General features: G+C 67.3%; 22 protein-coding genes and 1 pseudogene. 18 read left to right on the forward strand and 5 right to left on the reverse strand.

Annotation, left to right across the window (positions count from 1 at the left end):
• The first annotated feature begins 291 nt into the window (after nucleotides 1–291).
• A complete protein-coding gene (locus AC57B5_RS26905) occupies nucleotides 292–1,614 on the forward strand; it encodes an NAD(P)/FAD-dependent oxidoreductase (protein ID WP_496400657.1) in 1,323 nt (440 codons plus the stop codon).
• Between the two features lie 16 nt (nucleotides 1,615–1,630).
• Here the strand turns inward: AC57B5_RS26905 and AC57B5_RS26910 are convergent, their stop codons facing one another.
• From AC57B5_RS26910 to AC57B5_RS26930, 5 genes are all read right to left on the reverse strand, one after another.
• Nucleotides 1,631–3,274 carry a phospholipase D family protein gene (locus AC57B5_RS26910; protein ID WP_496400658.1) on the reverse strand — a complete coding sequence of 548 codons (1,644 nt, stop codon included), beginning with the start codon at nucleotides 3,272–3,274 and terminating at the stop codon, nucleotides 1,631–1,633.
• A gap of 23 nt (nucleotides 3,275–3,297) precedes the next feature.
• Complete coding sequence (gene gltS, locus AC57B5_RS26915) at nucleotides 3,298–4,527, reverse strand: sodium/glutamate symporter (RefSeq protein WP_012206832.1); 1,230 nt, start codon at nucleotides 4,525–4,527, stop codon at nucleotides 3,298–3,300.
• A 137-nt stretch (nucleotides 4,528–4,664) separates the two neighbouring features.
• Nucleotides 4,665–6,299 carry an alkaline phosphatase D family protein gene (locus tag AC57B5_RS26920; protein ID WP_013801162.1) on the reverse strand — a complete coding sequence of 545 codons (1,635 nt, stop codon included), beginning with the start codon at nucleotides 6,297–6,299 and terminating at the stop codon, nucleotides 4,665–4,667.
• Between the two features lie 61 nt (nucleotides 6,300–6,360).
• On the reverse strand, nucleotides 6,361–7,959 hold the full coding sequence (locus AC57B5_RS26925; protein WP_496400659.1) for a GGDEF domain-containing protein: 1,599 nt from the start codon (nucleotides 7,957–7,959) through the stop codon (nucleotides 6,361–6,363).
• A gap of 58 nt (nucleotides 7,960–8,017) precedes the next feature.
• Nucleotides 8,018–8,998, reverse strand: a complete 981-nt coding sequence (locus tag AC57B5_RS26930) for an NADPH:quinone oxidoreductase family protein (protein WP_012206829.1) — start codon at nucleotides 8,996–8,998, stop codon at nucleotides 8,018–8,020.
• Between the two features lie 117 nt (nucleotides 8,999–9,115).
• On the opposite strand from AC57B5_RS26930, the gene surE reads away from it, so the two are divergent.
• The 17 genes and pseudogenes from surE to hflX all read left to right on the forward strand — a co-directional run bounded on the left by surE (nucleotide 9,116) and on the right by hflX (nucleotide 26,378).
• Entirely contained in the window at nucleotides 9,116–9,919 is an 804-nt protein-coding gene (gene surE / locus AC57B5_RS26935) for a 5'/3'-nucleotidase SurE (RefSeq protein WP_123690786.1), read from the forward strand.
• On the forward strand, nucleotides 9,916–10,704 hold the full coding sequence (locus tag AC57B5_RS26940; RefSeq protein ID WP_065346020.1) for a protein-L-isoaspartate(D-aspartate) O-methyltransferase: 789 nt from the start codon (nucleotides 9,916–9,918) through the stop codon (nucleotides 10,702–10,704). The genes surE and AC57B5_RS26940 overlap by 4 nt, the downstream gene beginning before the upstream one ends.
• A 13-nt stretch (nucleotides 10,705–10,717) precedes the next feature.
• Complete coding sequence (locus AC57B5_RS26945; RefSeq protein ID WP_012206826.1) at nucleotides 10,718–11,596, forward strand: peptidoglycan DD-metalloendopeptidase family protein; 879 nt, start codon at nucleotides 10,718–10,720, stop codon at nucleotides 11,594–11,596.
• Nucleotides 11,596–12,666 (forward strand): RluA family pseudouridine synthase, encoded by a 1,071-nt coding sequence (locus AC57B5_RS26950; protein WP_065346019.1) that lies wholly within the window; start codon nucleotides 11,596–11,598, stop codon nucleotides 12,664–12,666. Before AC57B5_RS26945 ends, AC57B5_RS26950 begins: the two co-directional genes overlap by 1 nt.
• Nucleotides 12,667–12,776: 110 nt before the next feature.
• Complete coding sequence (scpB, locus tag AC57B5_RS26955; protein ID WP_496400660.1) at nucleotides 12,777–13,586, forward strand: SMC-Scp complex subunit ScpB; 810 nt, start codon at nucleotides 12,777–12,779, stop codon at nucleotides 13,584–13,586.
• 383 nt (nucleotides 13,587–13,969) lie between these two features.
• A pseudogene (locus AC57B5_RS26960) lies at nucleotides 13,970–14,545 on the forward strand (pseudouridine synthase); the annotation flags it as partial.
• A 610-nt stretch (nucleotides 14,546–15,155) separates the two neighbouring features.
• Nucleotides 15,156–15,581 (forward strand): nucleoside-diphosphate kinase, encoded by a 426-nt coding sequence (gene ndk, locus AC57B5_RS26965; RefSeq protein ID WP_012206822.1) that lies wholly within the window; start codon nucleotides 15,156–15,158, stop codon nucleotides 15,579–15,581.
• Nucleotides 15,582–15,673: 92 nt separating this feature from the next.
• Complete coding sequence (gene rlmN, locus AC57B5_RS26970; protein WP_496400661.1) at nucleotides 15,674–16,798, forward strand: dual-specificity RNA methyltransferase RlmN; 1,125 nt, start codon at nucleotides 15,674–15,676, stop codon at nucleotides 16,796–16,798.
• Nucleotides 16,799–16,847: 49 nt separating this feature from the next.
• Nucleotides 16,848–17,708 carry a type IV pilus biogenesis/stability protein PilW gene (pilW, locus tag AC57B5_RS26975; RefSeq protein ID WP_232245236.1) on the forward strand — a complete coding sequence of 287 codons (861 nt, stop codon included), beginning with the start codon at nucleotides 16,848–16,850 and terminating at the stop codon, nucleotides 17,706–17,708.
• On the forward strand, nucleotides 17,701–18,717 hold the full coding sequence (locus AC57B5_RS26980) for a RodZ domain-containing protein (RefSeq protein ID WP_496400662.1): 1,017 nt from the start codon (nucleotides 17,701–17,703) through the stop codon (nucleotides 18,715–18,717). The genes pilW and AC57B5_RS26980 overlap by 8 nt, the downstream gene beginning before the upstream one ends.
• Nucleotides 18,718–18,719: 2 nt before the next feature.
• Nucleotides 18,720–20,003 carry a flavodoxin-dependent (E)-4-hydroxy-3-methylbut-2-enyl-diphosphate synthase gene (gene ispG / locus AC57B5_RS26985; RefSeq protein WP_012206818.1) on the forward strand — a complete coding sequence of 428 codons (1,284 nt, stop codon included), beginning with the start codon at nucleotides 18,720–18,722 and terminating at the stop codon, nucleotides 20,001–20,003.
• A 185-nt stretch (nucleotides 20,004–20,188) separates the two neighbouring features.
• Entirely contained in the window at nucleotides 20,189–21,448 is a 1,260-nt protein-coding gene (gene hisS / locus AC57B5_RS26990; protein ID WP_212739077.1) for a histidine--tRNA ligase, read from the forward strand.
• Between the two features lie 70 nt (nucleotides 21,449–21,518).
• Entirely contained in the window at nucleotides 21,519–22,202 is a 684-nt protein-coding gene (locus tag AC57B5_RS26995) for a YfgM family protein (protein ID WP_012206816.1), read from the forward strand.
• 20 nt (nucleotides 22,203–22,222) lie between these two features.
• Nucleotides 22,223–23,380, forward strand: a complete 1,158-nt coding sequence (bamB, locus tag AC57B5_RS27000) for an outer membrane protein assembly factor BamB (RefSeq protein WP_043819101.1) — start codon at nucleotides 22,223–22,225, stop codon at nucleotides 23,378–23,380.
• 15 nt (nucleotides 23,381–23,395) lie between these two features.
• The gene (der, locus tag AC57B5_RS27005; RefSeq protein ID WP_012206814.1) at nucleotides 23,396–24,742 is read left to right on the forward strand and encodes a ribosome biogenesis GTPase Der; all 1,347 of its coding nucleotides are present in this window, start codon (nucleotides 23,396–23,398) and stop codon (nucleotides 24,740–24,742) included.
• Between the two features lie 102 nt (nucleotides 24,743–24,844).
• Nucleotides 24,845–25,096 (forward strand): RNA chaperone Hfq, encoded by a 252-nt coding sequence (gene hfq, locus AC57B5_RS27010; protein ID WP_012206813.1) that lies wholly within the window; start codon nucleotides 24,845–24,847, stop codon nucleotides 25,094–25,096.
• 67 nt (nucleotides 25,097–25,163) lie between these two features.
• Nucleotides 25,164–26,378, forward strand: coding sequence for a GTPase HflX (gene hflX / locus AC57B5_RS27015; protein WP_012206812.1), 1,215 nt, complete (start codon nucleotides 25,164–25,166; stop codon nucleotides 26,376–26,378).
• Nucleotides 26,379–26,385: the final 7 nt, after the last annotated feature.

Raw genomic sequence — 26,385 nt, forward strand, 5'->3', positions numbered from 1 at the left:
CGTCGTCCATGCTGCGTGACGGACAGGGCGGATGCTCTTGTGTTGATAGCGCAATGATCACGTCCGGCTGGCCATCCGGCAGGGATGATGTTTTTCCTGCAGCGCGGTCCTGTACAAGACTGGGCCTTGCGCGATCGGAGGTCTTCTATCAGATATCTGTTGCAGATCTGGGGCTTACCCCTAGCAAGTCGCCTGCTACCCAAACTGACAAGAATCAAGACTGTCTGGAAGCGAATGTCCTGCAAGCCGGCGCATGGTGCGGCCGGCCGGGCCTTCCGGCAGGGAGCAGCAATGGGCAAGGAACAAGAAGCGGGTTCGGCAACGGGATCGGGCGGGGCGCGCATCGTCATCGTGGGCGGTGGCGTGGCGGGGCTGGAGATTGCCACGGCGCTGGGCAAGGGGCGCACGGACGCCATCGGCTCCGTGACCCTGGTGGACAGCGATTCGGCCCATGTCTGGAAGCCCATGCTGCACACCATTGCGGCCGGCACGCGCGACCTGGCCCAGCAGCAGACCACCTACCTGGCCCAGGCCAGCGACGCCAGCTTTGCCTATCAGCCCGGCGAAATGTGCGGCCTGGACCGCGAGGCCCGCGAGGTGCTGCTGGCCCCCATCGAGGCGCCCGATGGCCGCGAGATCGTGCCGGGCCGGCGCATTGCCTACGACCGGCTGGTGATCGCCGTGGGCAGCGGTGCCAATGATTTCGGCACGCCGGGCGTGGACGAGCACTGCTTCATGATCGACTCGCGCCGCAAGGCCGATGCCTTCAACAGCGAGATCCGCCTGCGCATGGTGCGCTGCATGACCAGCGGCGAGCAGCTGCGCGTGGCCATCGTGGGCGGCGGCGCCACGGGCGTGGAGCTGGCGGCCGAGCTGGTGCAGCTGGCCGAGAGCGCCCGCGCCTACGGCGCGCTGGGCGAGGCCGCGCGCTTCGGCATCGTGCTGATCGAGGCCGGGCCGCGCCTGCTGCCCGGTTTTCCTGAAGAGATTTCCGAAGCCACGCGCCTGCGTCTGCAGGCCCTGGGCGTTTCGGTGATCGTCAACGGCCGCGTGCAGTCGGCCAGCGAAGAGGGGTTCGTGCTGGCCAGCGGCGAGTTCGTTCCCGCAGGCCTGCGCGTCTGGGCAGCGGGCGTGAAGGCCCCGGCCTTCCTGGCGCAGCTGGGACTGGAGACCACGCAAGGCAACCAGCTCAAGGTCAACGGCCAGCTGCAGACCAGCGACCCCCATGTCTACGCCGTGGGGGATTGCGCCAGCTTCACCCTGCCCGGTGCCAGCGTGCCGCTGCCGCCCACCGCCCAGGTGGCGCACCAGCAGGCCCGCTATCTGGTGGAGACGCTGCCGCGCCTGCTGAAGGAGCCGGGTTTCCGTCCCGAAGGCTTTGCCTACCGCGACTTTGGCGCCCTGGTGTCATTGGCCCATTACGACGCCTATGGATCGCTGGGCAAATTCGGCCTGTTCAACGGCGGCGTGATCCGCGGGCGCATGGCCATGCTGAGCCACATCATGCTGTACCGCTCGCACCAGGCCCGCATCTACGGCTTTTGGCGCGGCGGGCTGCTGTGGCTGATCGATTTGATGAATTCGCGCCTGCGCCCGTCGATCCGGCTGGACTGAGCGGCCGGGCCCGGCATCAAAGCAGCCCCTCGATGGGCAGCCAGCCCAGCACGCGCAGCATCAGGCGCTTGAATGCACTGCTGCCGGGCTCGGTGGTGGTGTTGAGTGGCTCAGGCGGCGTGCCGCTTTCCGTGGTCCAGCTCAGGCGGCCCTGTGCATCGATCTGCACGTGGTAGGCAGCCGCTGGCAGGCTCTGGTCGAGCATGCGGCTCATCTGCGAAGCCATATCGGGGCTGTCGATCAGCAGGCCCATTTCGGTGTTGAGGTGGGCCGAGCGCGGGTCGAAGTTGAACGAGCCCACGAAGATGCGCTCGCCATCGACCGCAAAAGTCTTCGCATGCAGGCTGGAGCCCGAGCTGCCGGGGCGGCTGCCCGAACCCACGCCCGCCTTCCCGCCCGACTTCCCGCCCGAGGACGCGGCGGGCGATGGTAGCCCTTGCCGGGGCACGCCTGCATCGGCGGCGGGCGTGTCCGGCTCGCCGATCTGGCGGCGCAGCTCATACAGCTGCACGCCTTCCTCGATCAGCGGGCGCCGGTACCGGGCATAGCCGGCGTGGACCACGGCCACGTCGGTCGCCTCCAGGCTGTTGGTGAGCACGCGCACGGCAATGCCCTGGCGGCGCAGGCCGGCCAGGGCGCGCACACCGGCCTCGGTGGGCACGAAGTAGGGCGAGACCAGGTCCAGCTGGCGCTGCGGCTGGCCGATGGCGGGTGCCAGCTGCGTGATCAGCAGCCCCTGCCTGGGCACCTGGCCCAGCACCTTGGCCGGGTCGTCGCTGACCAGGGTGGCGCGGGCCCATTGCAGTGGCAGGCGGCCGGCCAGCAGCTCTTGCGTGAACGGGCTTTGCGCCACGGCGCGCACATAGGCCTGGGCCTCGGGCCGCTGCACCTCGGTGGCCAGGGCCTCGCTGGCGCGCGCCACCGCATAGTCGGGCAGCGGCGGCAGCAGACTGGCCACGGGGTAGGCCGAGGCGCTGGCCCAGTACTGGTCGAACGAGTGCGCGATATCGGCCACCACCGGCCCCATGGCGACCACGTCCAGGTCGGCGAACAGCACGCCGTCGGTGGCTGCGAAGTACTCGTCGCCGATGTTGCGTCCACCCACGATGCTGGCCTGGCTGTCGGCCGTGAAGCTCTTGTTGTGCATGCGCCGCTGCGTGCGCGAGAAATCCGTCACATAGCCCAGCGCCTTGGGCGTGCGCTGCGCAAAGGGGTTGAACAGCCGCACCTCGATCTGCGGATGCCGGTCCAGCGCGCTGAGCTGCGTGTCCAGCCCCGCCGTGCCGCCGTCGTCCAGCAGCAGGCGCACGCGCACGCCCCGGTCGGCGGCCTGGCGCAGTTCGTCAAGCAGCAGGTGGCCCGTGGTGTCGTCTCGCCAGATGTAGTACTGCACATCCAGCGTGCGCTGGGCCACGCGGGCCAGCAGGGCACGCGCCGCGTAGGCGTTGCGTGCATCGGAAAGCGCGTGGATGCCGGTAAGCCCCGGATGCTGGTCCAGCAGCGGTGCCAGCGCCTGGCCCAGCAGCGTGGCCTGGGCGGCCTCGGGCGGCAGCGCCGTGGATTCGCTGCGGCCAGCCAGCGGCGGCAGGCTGCAGCCTGCCAGCAGCAGGGCCAGGACGAGCGCCTGGGTGGTGGCAAGGGCGCGGCGCAGCAGGGGCATGGCGCGTTCGGTGTTTGCGGTGGTCAGTGCAGCCAGCGGATGAACAGCTGGATCACCGTGGCATTGACGATGTCGACGAAGAAGGCGCCCACCATCGGCACGATGAGAAAGGCCTTGTGCGAGGGGCCGTACTGGTTGGTGATGGCCTGCATGTTGGCCACGGCCGTGGGCGTGGCACCCATGCCGAAACCGCAGTGGCCGGCGGCCAGCACGGCCGCATCGTAGTTGCTGCCCATGATGCGGAAGGTCACCAGCGCGGCATACAGGCCCATGACCAGGGTCTGGGCCGCCAGGATCACCATCAGCGGCGCCGCCAGCCCTGCAAGCTCCCACAGCTTGAGCGACAGCAGGGCCATGGCCAGGTAGATGGACAGCGAGGCATTGCCGAAGACGTCGATGGCCCGGTCGAATACCTGGAAGTGAAAGACATAGTCCAGCGTGTTGCGGATCACGACGCCGCCTGCCAGCGCCCAGACGAAGGTGGGCAGGGAGAACAGGGTGCCGGCGGTGAACTGCGCCATGAACTCGGCAAAGCCCAGGCAGCCTGCGAACAGGGCCAGTGTTTCTATGGCCGCGCTGGTGGTGATCAGGCGCGTCTGCTCGGGGTTCTCGAAGCCGCCGTGGCTTGCACTTTCGCCCAGCGGTGGCTGTTTTTCGGGGGCGGCTGCGGGGTCGTGCACGGCAAGCCTGCGGCGCGTGATCAGGGCCTTGGCCAGCGGGCCGCCGATCAGGCCGCCGATCACCAGTCCGAAGGTGGCACAGGCAATGCCCAGCGTGACCGCACCCTGGATGCCGTACTCGCGCTCGAAAACCTGGCCCCAGGCGCCTGCCGTGCCATGGCCGCCCGTCAGGGTGACGGAGCCTGCGATCAGCCCGAACAGCGGGTCGAGCCCGAGCATCGTGGCCAGGCTCACGCCCACCAGGTCCTGCAGGCCGATGAAGACGGCGACCACGGCCAGGAACAGCAGCAGCGAACGGCCGCCTTCGCGCAGCTTGGCGAAATTGGCGCTCAGCCCGATGGAGGAGAAAAACACCAGCATGAAGGCCATCTGCAGTTCGCTGCTGAAGCTGAAGGTGTAGCCCAGGGTCTGGTTGAGCACGAACAGGGCGACGGCGACGACCAGACCGCCGGCCACGGGCTCGGGGATGTTGAATTCGCGCAGCAGGCGCAGGTGCTGCACCAGCCATTTGCCCAGCAAAAGGACGAGGGCGGCGAAGATCAGGGTGTAGTAGGCGCTGAAAGTCAGGTGCATGGCTTCCGTGTTCTGGTGGGCGGGGCAAGGCAGCTCACCATACGATAGGCGGCATGCCGGGGGGCGATGTCAGGATAGCCACTGATTCCCAGGCCTGCTGAAAGTGCCCTTCGGTCGTGCCCTGTGTCAGTGCCCTGTCAGCTGGCTACGGGGCCGGGCCGCCTGTCCTCGACGGTGAAGCGGGCCAGCGTGTAGATGCGGCTGTCGGCGCGCATGGGGTTGGCCACGGCACGCAGCTCGCTGGTCCAGCGTTCGGGCGTGATGTCTGCCAGGCCATAGCCGCGTTCCTCGCAGCGTGCGTACAGCACCTGCGGGTTGTGGGCGACGATGGCATCGACCTTGGCCTGTGTGGTGCCGCTGCGCGAGGTGATCGAGGTGCTGCAGAACTCGCTGGCCACGATGGGGTTGCGCCGTTCGGGCGCGGCCTCGGGATCGGCGTGCACGGCGCAGACGTAGTTCTGGTGCAGGTCGCCGCCCAGCAGCACGCTGTTGCGCGGCGTGGGCTGGGCGCCCGGAGTGAGGTGGCGCACCAGGCGCTGGCGCGCGGCCGGGTAGCCGTCCCAACTGTCCGTGGCCTGCGATCCCGAAGGCGGCCGGTGCGCCGACAGCAGGGTGGGCTGGGCCAGGATGCTCCAGCGCGGCCCCTCGCTGCCCTGGTGGCGGGCGTCCTCGGCCAGTTGGCGGTACAGCCACTGCTCCTGCGTCCAGCCCAGGAAGCTGCGCGCCGTGTCCGACAGGGCCGCACATTGCGCAGGGCGCACGCTGCCCTTGTCTGCCTCGCCCTCGATGCGGCAGGCCTGGGCGCTGCGGTACTGGCGGCCGTCCAGCAGATGCAGCCGGGCCAGCCGGCCCCATTGCAGGCTGCGGTACAGCTGCAGGCCGCCGCCGCCATGCGATGCCCCGGCGCCCGTCAGCGCGCTGGCACGCAGCGGCATGTTTTCGTAGAAGGCCTGCCAGGCGGCCATGCGCCGGGCCAGGAAACGCGCGGCATCGCCCTGGCCCTGGTCGCCCGCGTAGTTGTTCTCCACCTCATGGTCGTCCCAGCCCACGGACCAGTTGCACAGGGCGTGCGCGGCCTGCAGCAGCGGGTCGCTCTTGTGCAGGGCGTAGCGGTCGCGGTAGTCCTGCAGGGTCTGCGCGGCGCGCAGGTTGTGCGTGCGGGCCAGGCCCAGCGTCATGGCGGGCGTGGCGTATTCGTAGATGTAGTCGCCCAGGAAGATCACCAGGTCCGGCGCATCCTGCACGACCTGGCGCCAGGCCGCGTAGTAGCCGTGCTCCCAGCGCTGGCAGGAGGCATAGGCCAGGCGCAGGCGCTGCGGCATGCTGCCGGGGGCGGGCGCCGTGCGGCAGCGGCCCGTGCCGCTGACCGCCTGTCCCAGCATGAAGCGGTAGTGGTACCAGCGGTCGGGCGCCAGTCCTCCCACCTGAACATGCACGCCGTGGCCCCATTCGGGCTGGGCCATGGCCTCGCCGCTGCGCACGATCTGGCGGAACAGCGGGTCGTGCGCCAGCTCCCAGCGGATCTTGAGCGCAGGCATGGCCGTGGTGTCGGTCTCGCCCAGCTGGGCCAGCGGTGGCGTCAGCCGCGTCCACAGCAGCACGTTGTCGGGTTCGGGGTCGCCGCTGGCCACGCCCAGCGTGAAGGGGTTGTGCGCAGGCCGTTCACCCAGCCGGGCCCAGGCAGGCAACTGGCCCAGCGCCGTGGCCAGGCCCGAGCCGACCAGAAACTGGCGCCGCGGTGCAGGGACGGAGGCGCTGAAGGGCAGGTGCATGGCGGTTCGGGGCAGGCGGCGCAAAAAAGCGGGGAAAGACGGGGCGTGGCCTTGGGGTGGATCAAAGGCCGGCGCCTGCATTTCCAACTGGCTGCCATTGTGCGCCTGATGCCGTGGCAATGCAGTGCTTGCCGCGCTCCTTGGCCTGCAGCATGGCGGTGTCGGCGCGGCGCAGCACGTCCATGCCGTTTTCGTGGCTTTGCAACTGGGCCACGCCCGCGCTGAAGCTCAGGGGCCGGGGTGCGGGCTGGCCTGGGGTCTGCGCAGATGCGGGCAAAGGCGCCTGCTCCAGCAACTGCAGAAGGCGCTGCAGCGCCTGGGCGCCTGCTGTCTCCGGGGTCTGCGGCAGCAGCAGCACGAAGGCCTGGCCTTCATAGCGGCCCACCACGTCTTCCGGGCGCAGCCCTTGGCGCGCCAGCTGGGCCACATGCACCAGCGCGGCATCGCCCATGGCATGCCCCAGCTCGGCATTGAGGGCCTGCATGCCGTCCATATCGACCAGGGCAACGCTCAGCGGCTGGCCATGGCGCTGGGCGCGTGCCACCTCGCGGTCCAGCGCCTCGCTCACGCCCAGGCGGTTGAGCTGGCCGGTCAGCGGGTCGTGGCGTGCGCGGCGCGCGGCCTCGTCCAGCTCCTGCTGCAGTGTTTCGATGCGGGCCTCGCAGGCATCGACATGGGCGCGCAGCGCCTGCAGTTCCTCCTGGGCCACGCGGCTGCCGGCAGCCATGGTGCGCGTGGCCTCCAGCACCTGCTGCAGCAGCGGGGCTGCGTCTTCCAGGCGCTGGATGCCGTCCAGCTGGCGTGCCGCCTCTTCCATGCGGGCGCCCAGCGTTTCGTTGCTGCTCGTGATCTGCGCCAGGTGCTGGACGAAGCCGCCCAGCATGTCCCTGAGCGCCTGCTGCGCGGCGGCCATGCCGTCCTGCAGCTGCAGGCGCCGGTGGATCACGGTCTGCAGCTCGCGCCGTGCATCGGCCAGGGGCGCGGGCGACAGCGGCGGGGTGATGGCCTGCTCGATGGCCGTGAGCTGCTGCACCAGCCAGCTGCCATGCGTGGGGTCCTGGGCCAGGTGCTGCACCAGGGTCTGCAGCAACTCCTGCATCAACTGCAGGACCTGAAGCTGGTCGGCGATGGCGAACGACAGCTGGTAGTGCTGGTCGTGCAGGCGCCGCGCCAGGGCCTTGGCATCCACGGGCGGCGATTGCAGCTGCTCCATCAGCTGCTGGTGCAGTTGCCCGGTCTTGGTGTCCTGGGTGTCCAGCAGTGTGGACAAGGCCTCGAAGCGCCGCGCCAACTGCTGGGTCAGGTCGTCGGGCAGGGCCTGGACGGGCGGCGGCACGGGCAGCTCCACGGGCCTGGCCTCATGGGCAGGCGGCTGCAGGGCCGCGTTGGCATAGGCGGTGATGACCTGCTGCAGCCCTTGCCAGTCGCTGCGCTCTATGGCGGCGCCCAACTGGTCGCGCAGGCGCTTTTGGCCGGGCGTCTGCGCAGGCAGCAGCGCATGGACATGGCGCAGCGGGCCCTGGGGAAAGCTGGCGGGGCCGGGCTCGCCGGCCGCCTGTTCATAGAGGCGGGCGTAGTTTTCCGGGGTGGGCGGCAGGCGGTTCAGCGCCAGTTGCCGCAGGGTTTCGCGTGCCAGTTCGGAAGCGGAGCGCTCGGCCATGGGTGGGCAGTTGTTTCAGAATGCAATGCCCTCCAGTGTGGCATGGCCAGCGCCCGGTTCACTGCTCGTTGACCATCACCAGCTTGCCCTGCACCTGGCGCGATCCCATGCGCGCATAGGCGGCGTGCAGCTCGGCCATGGGCATGGTGCGGTCGATCACGGGCTTGATCTTTCCCTGGCCGTACCACTGCGCCAGCTCCTGCATCATGGCCGCATTGGCCTTGGGTTCGCGCCGGGAGAACTCGCCCCAGAAGACGCCCACCAGCGATGCGCCCTTGAGCAGCGGCAGGTTCAGCGGCAGGGCAGGAATCGGTCCTGCGGCAAAGCCCACGATCAGATAACGGCCGCGCCAGGCGATGGAGCGGAAGGCCGGCTCGGCGAAGTCGCCGCCCACGGGGTCGTAGACCACGTCGGGGCCCTTGCCGTCGGTGGCTTCCTTGATGGCGGCGCGCAGATCGCCCTGGCTGTAGTTGATGGTGGCGTCGGCGCCCTGTGCCTTGCACAGCGCGCACTTTTCGTCGGTGGAGGCCGCTGCGATCACACGCGCACCCGCCGCCTTGGCGATCTGGATGGCGGCCGTGCCCACGCCGCCCGCCGCGCCCAGCACCAGCACCGTCTCGCCCGCGCGCAGCTGGCCGCGGTCGATCAGCGCATGGTGCGAGGTGGCATAGGTCATGATGAAGGCCGCAGCATCGACGAAGCTGAAACCGTCTGGCAGCGGCATGCAAAGCGCGGCCGGCGCCAGCGTATGGGTGCCGAAGCCCCCGGTGCCCGACAGGCAGGCCACGCGCTGGCCCACGGCCAGGTGGCTCACGCCTTCACCCACGGCCTGGACCACGCCCGCGTATTCCGAGCCCGGCACGAACGGCAGCTCAGGCTTCATCTGGTACTTGTTCTGCACGATCAGCAGATCGGGAAAGTTCAGGCTGGCCGCCTTCACTTCGAGCAGTACCTGCCCCGGGCCCGGCGTGGGCGTGGGCAGCTGCGTCCACTGCAGTTGATCGACGCCTGTGGGCGTGGTGCAAAGCCAAGCGTGCATGGTGGTTGTCTCCTGTGATTGAATGCCTGGCCGATGATAGGAGTGTGGTGGGAATGCCTCCTGTCCCTCGGGCGACGAGACGCCCGCCTACAATCGCCCGCAATCCCTGCTGTATCCATGAAGATTCTCATTTGTAACGACGACGGCTACCAGGCGCCCGGCATCCAGGCCCTGTACGAGGCGCTGCGCACGGTGGCAGACGTCGAGGTGGTGGCACCGGAGCACAACAACAGTGCCAAGTCCAACGCCCTGACGCTGAACGCGCCGCTGTATGTGCACCAGGCCCACAACGGCTTTCGCTATGTCAATGGCACGCCTGCGGACTGCGTGCACATCGCCCTGACCGGCCTGCTGGGCTACCGGCCCGACCTGGTGGTCTCCGGCATCAACAACGGCGCCAACATGGGCGACGACACCATCTATTCCGGCACCGTGGGCGCCGCCATGGAAGGCTTTCTGTTCGGCATTCCCTCCATTGCCTTCTCGCAGGTGGACAAGGGCTGGTCCGAGATCGAGGCCGCTGCCGCCGCCGCGCGCCAGCTGGTCATGGACATGCAATCGCAGGAGCTGATCGGCCTGTCGCCCTGGCTGCTCAACGTGAACATTCCCAACATGCCCTTGTCCGCGCTCAAGCCCCTCAAGCTGTGTCGGCTGGGCCGCCGCCATGCGGCCGAACGCGTCATCACCCAGGAGAGCCCGCGCGGCGAAATGATGTACTGGATAGGCAGCGCAGGCGCGGCCAAGGACGACTCGGAGGGCACGGACTTCCACGCCACGGCGCACGGCCATGTGTCCGTCACGCCGCTGAAGGTGGACCTGACCGACCACGACAACCTGGGCTACTGGGCACAGACGGCGGCCAGGCTGGCGTCGGCCGGCCAGTGCGTGCAGGCAGCCCAGGGCGGGGCGGTGCAACCGTGAGCGAGCGCCGTCCCGGAGTTCCCTCGTGGGTGGCGCGCTCGGTGCAGACCCCTGCGCCGGCCTCGCGCGCGGCGCCTGCGCGCTCTGCGCTGGCGCCGGCCGGTGCCCGTGCCCCGCAACAGCCTTCGGGCATCGGCCTGGACTCGGCCGCCGTGCGCGCCCGCATGGTGCAGCGGCTGGCTGCCACCGGCATACAGTCGCCGGCCGTGCTGGCCGCCATGGGATCGGTGGAGCGCCACCGCTTTGTGGACAGCGCCCTGGTCAACCAGGCCTATGAAGACACCAGCCTGCCCATTGGCCTGGGCCAGACGATCTCCAAGCCCAGCGTGGTCGCCCGCATGACCGAGCTGCTGCTGGGTTCGGAGGCCGCGAAGTCGGGCCTGGGCCGCGTGCTGGAAATCGGCACGGGCTGCGGCTACCAGGCGGCGGTGCTGGCCCGCGTGGCACGCGAGGTCTATTCGATCGAGCGCCTGCGCGGCCTGCACGAGAAAGCGCGCAGCAACCTGCGTCCCTGGCGGCTGACCAATGTCCATCTGATCTTTGGAGATGGCATGGAAGGCTATGGCAGCGGCGCGCCGTATGCGGGCATCATCTCGGCCGCTGGCGGCGAGAGCATGCCCTCGGCCTGGTGCGACCAGCTGGCCGTGGGCGGGCGGCTTGTCGCCCCCATGGTGGTTACGGGTGGTAAGCAGGCACTGCTGGTGATTGACAAGAGTTCACACGGGTTTACGCAGTCGATTTTGGAGGCCGTGAACTTTGTCCCCCTAAAATCGGGCATCGCCTAGAAGGGAATAACTTATGTTGGTATCGCGAAGTCTTGGGGCTTGGGGAACGGTGGTGCTGGCCGGCATGGTTCTGGCAGGCTGCACATCCCAAGTGAACAGGGCTCCCGTGGAGGACCGTGGAACGACCACCACCTCCTCCACCTCTTCCTCGCCATCGGCAGCCGTCAAGCCGCTGCCCGGCGTCGAAAACGCCGGCAAGCCCGGCTACTACACGATCAAGCCCGGTGACACGCTGATCCGCATCGGCCTGGAAACCGGCCAGAGCTGGAAGGACATCGCGCGCTGGAACAATCTGGAGAACCCCAACCTGATCGAAGTCGGTCAGGTGGTGCGCGTCGTGCCGCCGACCAGCTCGGACAGCGTCGGCACGCGCCCCTCGTCCACTGCGTCCTCCACGCCCAGCGGCTCGCCCGTGGTGGCAACGCCGCTGCCGCCCGTGGCATCGTCGGGCGGCTCCACGGCAACGCCTGCACCCGCACCGACCCCGGCACCCGCCCCTGCACCCGCAGCCGGCAAGGGCGCCGACGATGTGGACTTCATCTGGCCTGCATCGGGCAGCCTGATCGCCGGTTTTGACGAGGCGCGCAACAAGGGTTACGACATCGCAGGCAAGGCCGGCGATCCCGTGATGGCCGCTGCCGATGGCCGCGTGGTCTATGCCGGCGCCGGCCTGCGTGGCTATGGCAACCTGATCATCCTCAAGCACAACAACACCTACCTCACGGCCTACGCGCACAACCAGACGCTGCTGGTCAAGGAAGACCAGACCGTGCGCAAGGGCCAGAAGATCGCCGAGATGGGCAGCACCGACGCGGACCGCGTGAAGCTGCACTTCGAGGTGCGTCGCCAGGGCAAGCCTGTCGATCCTTCGCGCTACCTGCCTTCGCGCTGATGAGCCGCAGCACCAGGCAAACCGGACAAGCCCCTGCCCCGCAGGGGCTTGTTTCTTCTGTGCCCGGCGAATCGCCGTGGGAGCCGGTCGAGGACGAGGCCGAGGGCGGCGAGGTCGAGGCCGCCGCAGCCGAGCTGCGCGAGATCACCGTGCCGCCGGCCCAGCACGGCCTGCGCGCCGACAAGGTGCTGGCCGAATGCGTGGCCGAGTTCTCCCGCAGCTATCTGCAGCAACTGCTGGCGCAGGGCGCGGTCACGCTCAATGGGCGTGTGCTGGTCAAGCCGGCCACCAAGGTGGCCGCCGGCGACCGGATGGTGCTGGAGATGCGGCCCACGCAGCAGAGCATGGCCTTCCAGCCCGAAGACATGGCGCTGGACGTGGTGTATGAGGACGAGCACTTGCTGGTCGTCAACAAGCCGGCTGGCCTGGTCGTGCACCCGGCCCCGGGCAATTGGACGGGAACCCTGCTCAACGGCCTGCTGGGGCGCGACCCCAAGGCGCGGGAGGTGCCGCGCGCCGGCATCGTCCACCGCCTGGACAAGGACACCAGCGGGCTCATGGTGGTGGCGCGCAGCCGCGCCGCCATGGACGCGCTGGTGGCCATGATCGCCGCGCGCGATGTCAGCCGCCAGTACCTGGCGCTGGCGCACAAGGCCTGGGGCCCGCGCAAGCGCCGCGAGGTCGATGCGCCCATCGGCCGCGACCCGCGCAACCGCCTGCGCATGGCTGTGGTCGACCTGGCGCAGCATGCGGGCAAGACCGCGCGCACCGACATCGACCTGCTGGCCGGAAACGAGGAAGTCAGCCTGGTGCGCTGCACGCTGCACACGGGCCGCACCCACCAGATCCGCGTGCACATGGCATCGCTGGGCCACCCGCTGGTGGCCGATGCCGTCTACGGCGGCAAGGAGGCTGGCGGCATGGCGCGCCAGGCGCTGCACGCCTTCCGGCTGGCCTTCACCCATCCCATGACAGGCCAGGCCCTGGTGCTGCGCGCGCCGCTGCCGCCCGATATGGCACAGGCGCTGGAAAATTGGGGGCTGAGCTACAATCCCGCCGAAAGCCTCTGACCATCTCTCGCATGGCATCCGTGGAGCGCTTGCTTCCTCTTCTTTGATTCGGCGCACCCTGGCTGCCACCTCTGGTGGCTCGCGCGCCTTTGTTCCCGAGACGCTGAGCCATGAATACGGTAGATGCCAAGCGGGTCCTGGAAACTGCATTGATCTGTGCGCCGCAGCCTGTCACGCTGCGTGAGCTGCGCTCGCTGTTCGATGACGTGCTGGGCTCCGACACGCTGAAGGACCTGCTGCTGGACCTGCAGAAAGACTGGGCGCAAAAGGGTGTGGAGCTGGTGCAGGTGGCGTCTGGATGGCGCTTCCAGAGCCGGCCCGAGATGCGGGTCTATCTGGACCGGCTGCATCCCGAAAAGCCGCCACGCTACACCCGTGCGACCCTGGAGACGCTGGCGATCATCGCCTACCGCCAGCCAGTGACGCGTGGCGACATCGAGGACATACGCGGCGTGACGGTCAACAGCCTGCTGATCAAGCAACTGGAAGACCGGGGATGGATCGAGGTCATTGGCCACCGGGAAACCGTGGGCCGGCCCTCTTTGTTCGCCACCACGCGCCAGTTTCTGGACGACCTGGGCCTGCAGTCGCTGGACCAGTTGCCCATGCTCGAGGAGCCCGAATCCCAGCAAAGCCTGTTCAAGGCGCTGGAAGAGTCGGGTGCGCAGGAATTGGCAGCGGACGAGGCCGCGCCAGCCGGTGACGCTCCCTTGCCCGAAGAGCCCCAGGGCGAGACAGATGCCTCGGGATCGGACGGGGCAGATGCCGCAATGGCAGCAGATACGGCTCAAGCAGATACAGCAGACCTGGCGGATGCGGCAGATGCAGCGGATGCGGCAGAGGCAACAGACGCAACGGATACAGCGGATACAACGGATACGGACGGCGCTGCAAAGCAGGCCGAAGAAGGAAAGCCATGACGGGTAGTGATATCTCCAAAGACCAGGACGCCCAGCCGGCGTCCGATGAGGCCGGCGCGCAGCGCAAGGCCCGCCCCGCGCGCTCGCGCGCTCCCAAGGCCGGGGCGCGGCCCGGCGCCAAGCCTGTGCGCAAGCCGCGTCCGGCCGCCGAGGCGGTGCATGCCGAAGACACCGTGCAAGAGCTGGTGCCGGCTGATGCATCAGAGCCGACCGACTCGGGGTCTGTCGAAGGCTACGGTTTTGCGGACGTCATCTCGGGCGAGCTCGACGCCGCCGAAGAGCGCGACGATGCCGCGCCTGCCAAGCGCGTGCTGCTGCCCCAGGTCGATTCGCCCAAGCTGCACAAGGTGCTGGCCCAGGCCGGGCTGGGATCGCGCCTCGAAATGGAGCAGCTCATTCTTGAAGGCCGCATCTCGGTCAACAACGAGCCTGCCCACGTGGGCCAGCGCATCCAGTTCGGCGACCAGATCAAGGTCAATGGCCAGCCCATCCGTTTTCGCATCGACCCGCCGCCGGCGCGTGTCATCGCTTATCACAAGCCCGTGGGCGAGGTCGTCACGCATGACGATCCGCAAAACCGTCCCACGGTGTTCCGCAAGCTGCCTCGCCTGCAGCATGGCAAATGGCAATCGGTGGGTCGCCTGGACCTGAACACCGAAGGCCTGCTGCTGTTCACCAGCTCGGGCGAGCTGGCCAACTCCCTGATGCACCCGCGCTTCGGCCTGGAGCGCGAATACGCAGCCCGCGTGCTGGGCGCGCTCAGCAAGGAAGAAAAGCAGCGCCTGACCGATGGCGTGCAGCTGGAAGACGGCGTGGCCGCCTTCGGCTCCATTGAGGACGGCGGTGGTGAAGGCGCCAACTGCTGGTACCGCGTGACCATTTCCGAAGGCCGCAACCGCGAAGTGCGCCGCATGTTCGAGGCGGTGGGCCATGCCGTGAGCCGGCTGATCCGCATCCGCTACGGCGCCATGGTGCTGCCGCGCGGCCTCAAGCGCGGCGCCTGGGTGGAGCTGGACCAGGCCGATATCCAGTCCCTGGCTTCGGCAGCCGGCATGCAGGCGCGTGCGCCCGCTGCACCCAAGCCACCGGCCGGAGGCCGCCGTGGTGGCCCGGCTGACCGCAACACCGTTCGCCGCGAAGGCGGCGGCCGCTACTTCGACGGCAATCGCCCGGCGCCCAACGCCATGCTCGACGGCCCGCGTGCCAAGCCTGCCGCCAAGGGCGGCAAGGCTGACGGCGGCCAGGGACAGGGAAAGGGGCAGGGCGGCGCAGGCGGGCGGGGCAAGGGCGGCGGCAGCCAGCAGCCCGATCCGATGCGTACATCGGTGGGCTACATCGGCTCCGACAGCCTGTCGCGTGCACGCCAGAACGCCAAGCGCAAGCCGGGAGGACGCCGCTGAAAGGCGGCCGGGCCGTCCGCCTTCTGTTTCATCCAGAGGTGGTCGGCCCGCCCTGTAAGCCTGCCATTTGGCAGCACCATGTCATCAAGGACTTTGATGGCACAGCTAGAATCAACGGTTTTGTCCAATTGACAAAAATCCATAGTAACCCTGATTAGGAACCATTCAAATGGCCATCGAACGCACTCTTTCCATCATCAAGCCCGACGCCGTTGCCAAGAACGTGATCGGCCAGATCTACGCACGCTTCGAAGGCGCTGGCCTGAAGGTCATCGCTGCCAAGATGGTGCACCTGTCGCGCGGCGAAGCCGAGCAGTTCTACGGCGTCCACAAGGAGCGTCCTTTCTTCAAGGACCTGGTGGACTTCATGGTCTCCGGCCCCGTGATGATCCAGGCTCTGGAAGGCGAGAACGCCATCCTGAAGAACCGCGAACTGATGGGCGCCACCGACCCCAAGAAGGCTGAGAAGGGCACGATCCGCGCCGACTTCGCCGACAGCATCGACGCCAACGCCGTGCACGGCTCTGACGCCGCTGAAACTGCAGCCGTGGAAGTGGCTTTCTTCTTCCCCGGCATGAACGTCTACTCGCGCTAATCCCCGCGTCTTCCGCGGCCGTCATGGTCTGTCCGGTGCAGGCCGTGCCTGCCGCGGAAGAGCCGAGAGCGGCGTGGCACCGGCCTGCCGACATGAATACCAATTTGCTAGATTTTGATCTCGACGGACTTGCCGCTTACTGCGAGCAACTCGGCGAGAAGCGTTTCCGCGCGACGCAGCTGTTCCGCTGGATCCACCAGCGAGGCGCCAGCGACTTCGACCAGATGAGCGATCTGGCCAAGTCCCTGCGCGAAAAGCTCAAGGCGTGTGCCCACATCACGGCCCTGCCGGTTCTGACCGAGCATGTGTCTGCCGATGGAACAGTCAAGTGGCTGTTCGACGTGGGGGGCGGCGATGCCGTCGAAGCCGTTTTCATTCCCGAAGATGACCGGGGCACGCTGTGCGTGTCGTCCCAGGCGGGCTGCGCCGTGGGCTGCCGCTTCTGCTCCACGGGTCACCAGGGCTTCAGCCGCAACCTCAGCACGGGCGAGATCCTGGCCCAGCTGTGGTATGCCGAGCATGCGCTGCGCAAGCGCCTGGGCACGGGCGGCGAGCGCGTCATCTCCAACGTGGTGATGATGGGCATGGGCGAGCCGCTGCAGAACTACACGGCCCTGGTGCCGGCGCTGCGCGCCATGCTCGATGACCATGGCTACGGCCTCTCGCGCCGCCGTGTGACCGTGTCCACCTCGGGCGTGGTGCCGATGATCGACCGGCTGTCCCAGGACTGCGCCGTGGCCATGGCCGTGTCGCTGCATGCGCCCAATGACGAGCTGCGCGACCCCCTGGTGCCGTTGAACCGCAAGTACCCCATCCACGAGCTGCTCGATGTCTGCGAGCGCTACCTGGAATTCGCGCCCCGTGACTTCATCACGTTCGAATACTGCATGCTCGATGGCGTCAATGACCAGCCTGAGCATGCGCGCCAACTGATAGAGTTGGTCCGCGCGCGTGGCGATGGCCGCAGCTGGTGCAAGTTCAACCTGATTCCGTTCAATCCGTTCCCGGCCTCGGGGCTGCTGCGTTCACCCGCAGCGCGGGTGACGGAGTTCGCCAGCCTGCTGAGCAATGCCGGCATCGTGACCACGGTGCGCAAGACACGTGGCGACGACATCGACGCAGCCTGCGGACAGCTGGCTGGCGATGTCAAGGACCGCACGCGCGCTGCCGAGCGCATGGCCAGGCAGCGCACCATTGTTCTCAAGCAGGTGCCTTGAGAAGACCTGGGGCATGCCTGGCATGCCCCGACGGAACAAAGGACAGTTCATGAAGTCAGTGGCTCGGCGGCTGCGAACGGGGGATTTCGGTACAGGCATGCGCTGGGCAGTGCCCGCGCTGGTTCTTTTCTTGGCGGGCTGCGCAGGCAAGCAGCCTTTGGTGCCCCCGACGAATTCTGGCTCCGGCAACGCTTCCTCCGTCTCCAATGCCTCGATGGCTTCTGCCGCCGAGGCCGATCCCCGCCGCCGCGCAAGCATCCGCCTGGAGCTGGCGGCTTCCTATTTCCAGGCTGGCCGCATCGATGTGGCCCTGGAAGAGGTGAACCAGGCGCTGGCCGCTGACCCCAGTTCCGCCGACGGCTACGGCCTGCTGGCCCTGATCTACATGCGCAACCAGGACTGGGACCAGGCTGACGCCAGCCTGCGCAAGGCGATGTCGCTGCGTCCCCAGGACGGCGACCTGCAGCACAACTACGGCTGGCTGCTGTGCCAGCGCAAGCAATACGCGCAAGCCCAGGAATGGCTGGACAAGGCCCTGGCCCAGCCCGGCTACCTGGAGCGCCCCAAAACCTGGATGGCCAAGGGCCTGTGCCTGCAGCAGGCCGGCCTGCTGGTCGAGGCCCAGCAGGCGCTGCTCAAGGGCTATGAACTCGATCCCGCCAACCCGGTGATCGCCTACCACCTGAGCAACGTGATGCTGCAGGGCGGCGACGCCAAGAGGGCGCAGTTCTACATCCGGCGCCTGAACAGCAGTCCCCAGTCCAATGCGGAAAGCCTGTGGCTGGGGATCAAGATAGAGAGGGCGCTGCAGCAATCTGCAGCGATGCGGCAGCTGGCTGACCAGCTGCACCAGCGCTTCCCCGAGTCCCGCCAATGGCTGGCCTACGAGCGTGGAGCATTCAATGAGTGAGGTGTTGGCGGTGCATGACGAAGCAGGTACGCAAGGCGAGAACGCACAAACTTCCATGACGGCGGGCACGCTGCTGCGCCAGGCGCGCGAGGCGGCGGGTCTGTCTCTGGCCGGGCTGGCGGCGGCACTCAAGGTGCCAGCCCCCAAGCTGGAGGCGCTGGAGGCGGATGACTACGCCGCATTCCAGGACCATGTCTTCATGCGGGCCCTGGCGCAAAGCGTCTGCCGCACGCTGCGCATGGACTCGGCATCGGTGCTGGCCCTGCTGCCGCGCACCCAGCTCAAGAGCCTGGCCGATGATCGCGGCAGCATCAACGCCACGTTCAAGGAGCGCTCCTTCAAGGCCACCGGAACATCGCTGGGGCGTGAAAACGGCTCGCGCAAGGTGGCCATCATCGTGCTGCTGCTGCTGGCCGCTGCCGCTGCCGTCTACTTCCTGCCCAAGCATGAAGGCGATGCCGAAGAGCCGCAGGCCGGCGCTTCCGATGCCGCTGCCCTGGTGCAGCCTGCAGGGACTGTGTCCGAGCCCGTGGCCGCCCAGGAGCCCGTTGCGCCTGCGGCGACGACGCCTGCGGCGACGACGCCGGCCGATGTGCCGGCTGCATCTGCCCCCGCATCCGCACCTGCATCTGCATCTGCACCGGCAACTTCAGCGCCTGCAGCGGCAGCCGTTCCGGCTCCTGCGTCCACCACAACGCCTGCTGCCCCTGCCGCCGATGCGCCTGCCGAGGGCGCCGCAGCGACATCGGCAGCCACCGCGGCGCAAACGCCTGGTGGCGTGCTGGTCATGAAGGCCAACGCACAATCGTGGGTACAGGTCAAGGATTCCAGCGGCCGCGTGGTGCTGCAAAAGACGCTGGCGGCCGGTGAATCCATTGGCGCCGAGGGCGCACTGCCGCTGTCGGTCATCATCGGCAATGCCAGCGGCACCGAGGTGCGTGTGCGTGGCGAATTGCTGGAAGTCGCCAAGACCACCCGCGACAATGTGGCCCGCTTTGAGGTGAAGTGACCGTGCAAGATCTCCCCATCACGCAGCAGCCGATAGCGATTGCCTCGCCGCTGCCGCGCAAGTCCCGCCAGGCCCGTGTGGTCTGGCGCAACAACGTTGTCACCGTGGGTGGCGATGCGCCTGTGCGCGTGCAGTCCATGACCAACACCGATACGGTGGACGCGGTCGAGACGGCCATCCAGGTGCGCCAACTGGCCCAGGCCGGCTCGGAGATGGTGCGCATCACCGTCAACACGCCCGAGGCGGCCGCCGCCGTGCCCTACATCCGCGAGCAGCTGGACCGCATGGGCGAGTACGTGCCGCTGGTGGGGGACTTCCACTACAACGGCCACCGCCTGCTCACCGAATACCCGGCCTGCGCCGAGGCACTGTCCAAGTACCGCATCAACCCCGGCAACGTGGGCAAGGGCGACAAGAAGGACAAGCAGTTCGGCCAGATGATCGAGGCGGCGGCCCGCTACGACAAGGCCGTGCGCATCGGTGTCAACTGGGGCTCGCTGGACCAGGAACTGATGGCCCGGCTGATGGACGAGAACTCGCGCCGCGCCCAGCCCTGGGACACGCGCCAGGTCATGTTCGAGGCGCTGATTTCCTCGGCCGTCGATTCCGCTCGCCTGGCCGAGTCCATGGGGCTGAACGGCGACAACATCATCCTGTCGTGCAAGGTCAGCGGCGTGCAGGACCTGATCTCGGTCTACCGGGCCCTTGCGCAGCGCTGCGACTATGCGCTGCACCTGGGCCTGACCGAAGCCGGCATGGGCACCAAGGGCACGGTGGCCTCGGCCGCCGCGCTGTCCGTGCTGCTGCAGGAAGGCATTGGCGACACCATCCGCGTCTCGCTCACGCCCCAGCCCGGCGAGGCGCGCACGCAGGAAGTGGTGGTCGCCTCCGAAATCCTGCAGGCCCTGGGCCTGCGCATCTTCGTGCCCAGCGTCACGGCCTGCCCGGGCTGCGGCCGCACCACCAGCACCACCTTCCAGGAACTGGCCAAGCAGATCGATGACTATCTGCGTGGCCAGATGCCGCTGTGGCGCATGAAGTATCCCGGTGTCGAGGCGATGAAGGTGGCCGTGATGGGCTGCATCGTCAACGGTCCCGGCGAGAGCAAGCACGCCAACATCGGCATCAGCCTTCCCGGCACGGGCGAGGCGCCCGCCGCCCCCGTCTACATCGACGGGGAAAAGGCGCTCACGCTGCGCGGCGAGCGGATTGCCGAGGAATTCCAGGCACTGGTCGAAAATTATGTGGCGCGCACCTATGGCGCCACCGCCGCTGCACCCGCCTGATCGGCTGCACCGAGCATTGCAGTTATTGCAAAATAGATAGCGCACCACGCTTTGCCTCATTGGCTCTCACGCGAAACAAGCGTTGAGGGCATGGGGCGAAAAAAGCGGGGTCAGCGCCTGTTTCCGAGCATTCATCGAACGAGAACAACGTGGCCAAACCCGAAAAACTTTCCGCCGTCAAAGGCATGAACGACATTCTTCCCGCCGAGTCCGCTCGCTGGGAATGGCTGGAAGCGCAGGTGCGTGAATTGATGGCGCGCTTTGCCTACCGCAACGTGCGCACGCCCATCGTCGAGCATACGCAGCTGTTCGTTCGCGGCATCGGCGAGGTGACGGACATTGTCGAGAAGGAGATGTACTCCTTCGAGGACAAGCTCAACGGCGAGCGCCTGACGCTGCGCCCCGAAGGCACGGCCAGCCTGGTGCGCGCCACCATCGAGAACAATCTGCTGTACGACGGCGGCAAGCGCATGTGGTATATGGGCCCCATGTTCCGCCATGAGCGCCCGCAGCGCGGCCGTTACCGCCAGTTCCACCAGATCGGCGCCGAGGCCCTGGGCTTTGCCGGCCCCGATGTCGATGCCGAACTCATCATGCTGGCCGTTTCCCTGTGGAAGCAGCTGGGCCTGACCCAGTGGCGCCTGGAAATCAACAGCCTGGGCCAGCCCGAGGAGCGCCAGGCACACCGCCAGGCCCTGATCGCCTACCTGGAGCAGCACCAGGACGTGATGGACGAAGAGGCCAAGCGCCGCATGTACAGCAACCCGCTGCGCGTGCTGGACACCAAGAACCCCGCCATGCAGGAAATGGTCAACGGCGCGCCGCGCCTGCTGGACTTCCTGGGCGAGGGCTCGCTGGCCCACTTCGACGGGCTCAAGGCCATTCTGGACGCCAACGGCGTGCCCTGGACCGTGAACCCGCGCCTGGTGCGCGGCCTGGACTACTACAACCTGACGGTTTTCGAGTTCATCACCGACATGCTGGGCTCGCAGGGCACCATCTGCGCGGGCGGCCGCTACGACTACCTGATCGAACAGGTAGGCGGCAAGAGCGCGCCTGCCGTGGGCTGGGCATTGGGTGTGGAGCGTGTGCTGGAACTCGTCAAGGAGCTCGGCACCGACATCCCCGCGCCCACGCTGCATGCCTACGCCATCGTCCCCGATGTGGCGGCCATGCCCGTAGCGCTGCGCACCCTGCAGCAGCTGCGTGAGGCCGGGGTGCGCGTGCAGATGCACGCGGCCAGCGCCGAAGGCATGGGCAGCATGAAGTCGCAGTTCAAGAAGGCCGATGCCAGCGGCGCACATTTCGCGCTGATCTTCGGCTCCGATGAGCTGCAGCAGGGCCTGGTCACCGTCAAGTCGCTGCGCGACGGCGCAGGCCAGCAGGTGCAGCAAGCCCTGGCTGATGCGGCCCAATGGGCTGCCACCCTACAATCGGCGGTTTGACCAGCATCCGCAGCTTTTCAAGCGACCGCTCCAGCGGCGACCTCCATACATAAAGCGACACAGGCGATCCATGGCAAACCATTTCGATCTCGAAGAACAAGAGCAGATAGAGCAGCTCAAGCATTTCTGGAATACCTGGGGCACGTTGATCACCGGCGTGCTCGTGGTCATCTTCGTCGGCTTTGCCGGCTGGAATGGCTACCAGTACTGGGAAAAGCGCCAGGCCACGCAGGCTGCCGCTCTGGCGCATGCCGTTGACGTGGCGCTGGCTGGCAAGGACGCGGCGCGCGCCGGCCAGGCCTTCGCCGATCTCAAGGACAAGTACGCCGGCACCACGCAGGCGGCCCAGGCCGGCCTGCTGCTGGCCAAGGCTGCAGTGGACGAAGGCAAGCTCGATGACGCCAAGGCAGCCCTGAGCTGGGTGGCCGACAAGGGCGACGAAGGCTACAAGGCCCTGGCCAAGCTGCGCCTGAGCGCCGTGCTGGAGCAGCAAAAGCAATACGACGAAGCCCTCAAGGCGCTGGAAGGCAGCATGCCCGAATCCTTCGCCGGCATCGTGGCCGATCGCCGTGGCGACATTCTTGCGGCCCAGGGCAAGCAGGCCGAAGCCATTGATGCCTACCAGCGCGCCCATGCCGCCCTGGACAAGGGCGTGGACTATGGCCGTCTGATCGAGTTCAAGCTCAATGCGCTGGGTGCTGAACCCACCGTGCTGGCACAGGCCAAGACGTCGACTTCGGAGAAGCAACCTTGAAAACCTCGGCTGATCAATTGATGGCGATTTCGCGCCCGCGCGGCGTTGCGCGCTGGATGGCTCTGGGCCTGCTGGCCGGTGCCCTGGGTGGCTGCTCCACCGTATCCTCGTGGTTCAGCAGCGACACCAAGCCCAAGCCCCAGGAGCTGGGTGCCAACCCCGGCCTGCTGGCCGTGCACCAGGCCTGGACCGCCAAGCTCGGCGCCGAAGTGCCGCTGGCCACCGACATCCATGTGCAGGGCGACACGCTGCTGATCGCTGCCAAGGACGGCAGCGTCACGGCCCTCGATGCACGCAACGGCAGCCAGCTGTCGCGCTTCACTGTTGGCGAGCCGCTGACCGCGGGCGTGGGCGGTGACGCCGAGCGCCAGGCCGTGCTCACGCGCAGCAACCAGGTCATCGTCTACTCGCAAGGCAAGCAGCTGTGGAAGCAGCCGCTGCCCGCAGCCGCCTACACGCCGCCGCTGGTCGCGGGAGGCCGCGTCTTCGTGCTGGCCGCCGACCGCTCGCTGGCCGCTTTCGATGCCGCCAACGGCCGCAAGCTGTGGACCGCACAGCGCCCGGGCGAGCCCCTGGTGCTGCGCCAGCCCGGCGTGCTGATCGCCGTGGGCAACACGCTGGTGGCCGGCCTGTCGGGCCGCATGGTGGGTATCGATCCCGACACCGGCGCCGTGCGCTGGGAGGCCCCGCTGGCCAGCCCGCGCGGCACCAATGACGTGGAGCGCCTGGTGGACCTCGTGGGCCGCGTCAGCCGTGTCGGTGACAGCGTCTGCGCGCGTGCCTTCCAGGCTGCCGTGGGCTGTGTGGATACGCAAAACGCATCGGTGCGCTGGACCCAGCCGTCCAAGGGTGCCGATGGCATCGACGGCGATGGTGATGCCGTGTTCGGCGCCGAGAGCAATGGCACCGTCCAGGCCTGGCGCCGCGGCGACGGCTCGCGCGTGTGGTCCATCGACCAGCTGCAGCACCGCCGCCTGACGGCGCCGTTGATGCTGGGCCGCTCGGTGGTGTTTGGTGATGACTATGGTGTGGTGCACCTGCTGTCCAAGACGGACGGACAGGCGCTGGCACGATTGAAGACGGACGACTCCGGCGTGGCCTCGCCCCCGGTATCGGCTGCCAATACGCTGGTGGTGGTAAGCCGCAGCGGAACTGTGTACGGCTTCAGGCCGGATTGATAGGTATTTTCGGGAATGAAGCCAGTTATTGCCCTGGTAGGGCGACCCAATGTGGGCAAATCGACGCTGTTCAATCGGCTGACCAAGTCGAGGGATGCAATCGTCGCGGATTTCGCGGGCCTCACGCGTGACCGCCACTATGGACAGGGCCGCCAGGGTAAGCACGAGTACATCGTGATCGATACCGGCGGTTTTGAGCCAGATGCATCCAGCGGCATCTTCAAGGAGATGGCGCGCCAGACGCAGCAGGCTGTTGCCGAGGCTGACGTCGTGGTCTTCGTTGTCGATGCGCGCCTGGGCATGTCCGCCCAGGACCACGACATCGCCAAGTACCTGCGCCGGCTGGGCAAGCCCTGCGTGCTCGTGGCCAACAAGGCCGAGGGCATGAAGGAAGGCGTGCAGCTGACCGAGTTCTACGAACTGGGCCTGGGCGATGTGCTGCCGGTTTCCGCAGCACACGGGCAGGGCGTGCGCGACCTGCTCGACCTGGCCCTGGGCCAGCTCAACCTGCCCGAGCCCGAGGAAGACGACCCCTTCGACGATGTGGCCCAGAAGCCCATCCGCCTCACCGTGGCAGGGCGCCCCAATGTCGGCAAATCCACGCTGATCAACACCTGGCTGGGTGAGGAGCGGCTGGTCGCCTTCGACATGCCGGGCACCACGCGCGACGCCATCTCGGTGCCTTTCGAGCGCGCCGGGCAGAAGTTCGAGCTGATCGACACGGCAGGCCTGCGCCGCAAGGGCCGGGTGTTCGAGGCCATCGAGAAGTTCTCCGTGGTCAAGACGCTGCAGGCCATCGAAAGCGCCAACGTCGTGCTGCTGCTCATCGATGCCACGCAGGGCGTGACCGACCAGGATGCGCACATTGCCGGCTACGTGCTGGAAAGCGGCCGTGCCGTGGTGCTGGCCGTGAACAAATGGGATGCGGTGGACGACTACCAGCGCCAGATGCTGGAGCGCTCTATCGAGACGCGCCTGTCCTTCCTCAAGTTCGCTCCCATGCATTTCATCTCGGCGGAAAAGCGCCAGGGTCTGGGTCCGCTGTGGAACTCCATCATCCAGGCGCACAAGGCTGCCACCTGCAAGATGCCCACGCCGGTGCTCACGCGCCTGCTGATGGAGGCCGTACAGTTCCAGACGCCCAAGAAGACGGGCATCTACCGCCCCAAGATGCGCTATGCGCACCAGGGCGGCATGAACCCTCCGGTCATCGTCATACACGGCAATTCGCTCGAGCATGTGACGGAGGCCTACAAGCGCTTCCTCGAAGGGCGATTCCGCAAGGAATTCAATTTGGTTGGCACGCCGTTGCGGATCGAGTTGAAAACCTCTCATAATCCTTTTGCCGACAAGGACAAGTAACAAGCCACGGGATTTCGGGAAAACCCTTGTACGAACAAGGGCCCCAAAACACTGTGGTAAGGTGTCGGTTTACAACAACACTCTTCGAACACGGAGAATATCGTGAGCAACAAAGGCCAACTCCTCCAAGACCCGTTCCTGAACGCGCTTCGCCGCGAACATGTTCCGGTGTCCATCTACCTCGTCAACGGCATCAAGCTGCAAGGCCAGATCGAATCCTTCGACCAGTACGTGGTTCTGCTTCGCAACACCGTCACGCAGATGGTTTACAAGCACGCCATCTCCACCATTGTTCCCGGCCGCGCCGTGAACTTCTCCACGGCCGAAGCTGCCGGCAGCGACGCCAGCGCTTGAGCTCGCTGCGCCCTGATGCCTCCCCGCACCGCCGGGGAGCTTCCTCACCCTTCGGGAGAGGTTTTTCTTGAGTTCTGAATCTTTTGACCGGTCCACGCCAACGCCAGTTCTGCTGGTGGGCGTGGATTTCGGCTTTCCCCATTTCGATGGCGAGTTGGAAGAGCTGGGCCTGCTGGCCGGCACGGCCGGCCTGCGTCCCGTTGCACGCCTGACCTGCAAGCGCAAGGTGCCCGATGCGGCGCTGTTCGTGGGCAGTGGCAAGGCCGACGAAATCCGCATGCTCGCCCAGATGCACGGTGCCCAGGAAGTGCTGTTCGACCAGGCCCTGAGCCCGGCCCAGCAGCGCAATCTGGAACGCCATCTGCAGATGCCGGTCAACGACCGCACCCTGTTGATCCTGGAGATCTTCGCCCAGCGCGCGCGCAGCCATGAGGGCAAGCTGCAGGTGGAGCTGGCGCGCCTGCAATACGTGGCCACGCGCCTCGTGCGGCGCTGGACCCACCTGGAGCGGCAGATGGGCGGTATCGGCGGCCGTGGCGGCCCTGGCGAGAAGCAGATCGAGCTGGACCGCCGCATGATCGACGAGTCGATCAAGCGCACCAAGGAGCGGCTGCAGAAGGTCAAGAAGCAGCGCGCCACGCAGCGTCGGCGGCGCGAGCGCCATGGCATCTTCAATATCTCTCTGGTTGGCTACACCAACGCCGGCAAGTCCACGCTGTTCAATGCGCTGGTCAAGGCGCGCGCCTATGCGGCCGACCAGCTGTTCGCCACGCTGGACACGACCACGCGCCAGCTGTACCTGAATGAAGCCCAGCAATCGGTGTCCCTGTCGGATACCGTGGGGTTCATCCGCGACCTGCCGCACGGCCTGGTCGATGCATTCCAGGCCACGTTGCAGGAGGCGATCGATGCCGATCTTCTGCTGCATGTGGTCGACGCCTCCAATCCGAATTTCCCAGAGCAAATCCAACAAGTCCAGAAAGTTCTGAAGGAAATCGGTGCCCAGGAGGTGCCTCTGGTACTGGTTTTCAACAAATTGGACGCCGTTGATCCGGAGCGGCTTCCAGCGCAGTTGCAGGACCAGTACGAGCTTGACGGGCTGCCTGTTTCACGGGTGTTCGTCAGCGCCCGCTCCGGCGAGGGGCTGCCGCAGCTGCGGCAGTTGCTGGCCGAGCATGCGCTGCGCGCGGAGGCGGAACACGCCGAAGCGCACGGTGGTGATGAGCGGGATCAGGAGGAGGTGGATGGCGCGATGCCCCCTGGGCAGGACGCCGAATACTAGGGGCTAG

The sequence above is a fragment of the Delftia sp. BGA-UO-ETr-SB1 genome (genome assembly GCF_059567865.1).

Excerpts from the sequence above, each read along its gene's own strand:
- der (WP_012206814.1), top strand. The coding sequence starts at position 23,396 with ATGAAGCCAGTTATTGCCCTGGTAGGGCGACCCAATGTGGGCAAATCG.
- rlmN (WP_496400661.1), top strand. The coding sequence starts at position 15,674 with ATGAATACCAATTTGCTAGATTTTGATCTCGACGGACTTGCCGCTTAC.
- AC57B5_RS26925 (WP_496400659.1), bottom strand. The coding sequence starts at position 7,959 with ATGGCCGAGCGCTCCGCTTCCGAACTGGCACGCGAAACCCTGCGGCAA.
- AC57B5_RS26930 (WP_012206829.1), bottom strand. The coding sequence starts at position 8,998 with ATGCACGCTTGGCTTTGCACCACGCCCACAGGCGTCGATCAACTGCAG.
- AC57B5_RS26980 (WP_496400662.1), top strand. The coding sequence starts at position 17,701 with ATGAGTGAGGTGTTGGCGGTGCATGACGAAGCAGGTACGCAAGGCGAG.
- AC57B5_RS26920 (WP_013801162.1), bottom strand. The coding sequence starts at position 6,299 with ATGCACCTGCCCTTCAGCGCCTCCGTCCCTGCACCGCGGCGCCAGTTT.
- AC57B5_RS26910 (WP_496400658.1), bottom strand. The coding sequence starts at position 3,274 with ATGCCCCTGCTGCGCCGCGCCCTTGCCACCACCCAGGCGCTCGTCCTG.
- bamB (WP_043819101.1), top strand. The coding sequence starts at position 22,223 with ATGGCGATTTCGCGCCCGCGCGGCGTTGCGCGCTGGATGGCTCTGGGC.
- AC57B5_RS26950 (WP_065346019.1), top strand. The coding sequence starts at position 11,596 with ATGAGCCGCAGCACCAGGCAAACCGGACAAGCCCCTGCCCCGCAGGGG.
- surE (WP_123690786.1), top strand. The coding sequence starts at position 9,116 with ATGAAGATTCTCATTTGTAACGACGACGGCTACCAGGCGCCCGGCATC.
- AC57B5_RS26945 (WP_012206826.1), top strand. The coding sequence starts at position 10,718 with ATGTTGGTATCGCGAAGTCTTGGGGCTTGGGGAACGGTGGTGCTGGCC.
- AC57B5_RS26995 (WP_012206816.1), top strand. The coding sequence starts at position 21,519 with ATGGCAAACCATTTCGATCTCGAAGAACAAGAGCAGATAGAGCAGCTC.
- ndk (WP_012206822.1), top strand. The coding sequence starts at position 15,156 with ATGGCCATCGAACGCACTCTTTCCATCATCAAGCCCGACGCCGTTGCC.
- gltS (WP_012206832.1), bottom strand. The coding sequence starts at position 4,527 with ATGCACCTGACTTTCAGCGCCTACTACACCCTGATCTTCGCCGCCCTC.
- AC57B5_RS26905 (WP_496400657.1), top strand. The coding sequence starts at position 292 with ATGGGCAAGGAACAAGAAGCGGGTTCGGCAACGGGATCGGGCGGGGCG.
- hisS (WP_212739077.1), top strand. The coding sequence starts at position 20,189 with ATGAACGACATTCTTCCCGCCGAGTCCGCTCGCTGGGAATGGCTGGAA.
- pilW (WP_232245236.1), top strand. The coding sequence starts at position 16,848 with ATGAAGTCAGTGGCTCGGCGGCTGCGAACGGGGGATTTCGGTACAGGC.
- scpB (WP_496400660.1), top strand. The coding sequence starts at position 12,777 with ATGAATACGGTAGATGCCAAGCGGGTCCTGGAAACTGCATTGATCTGT.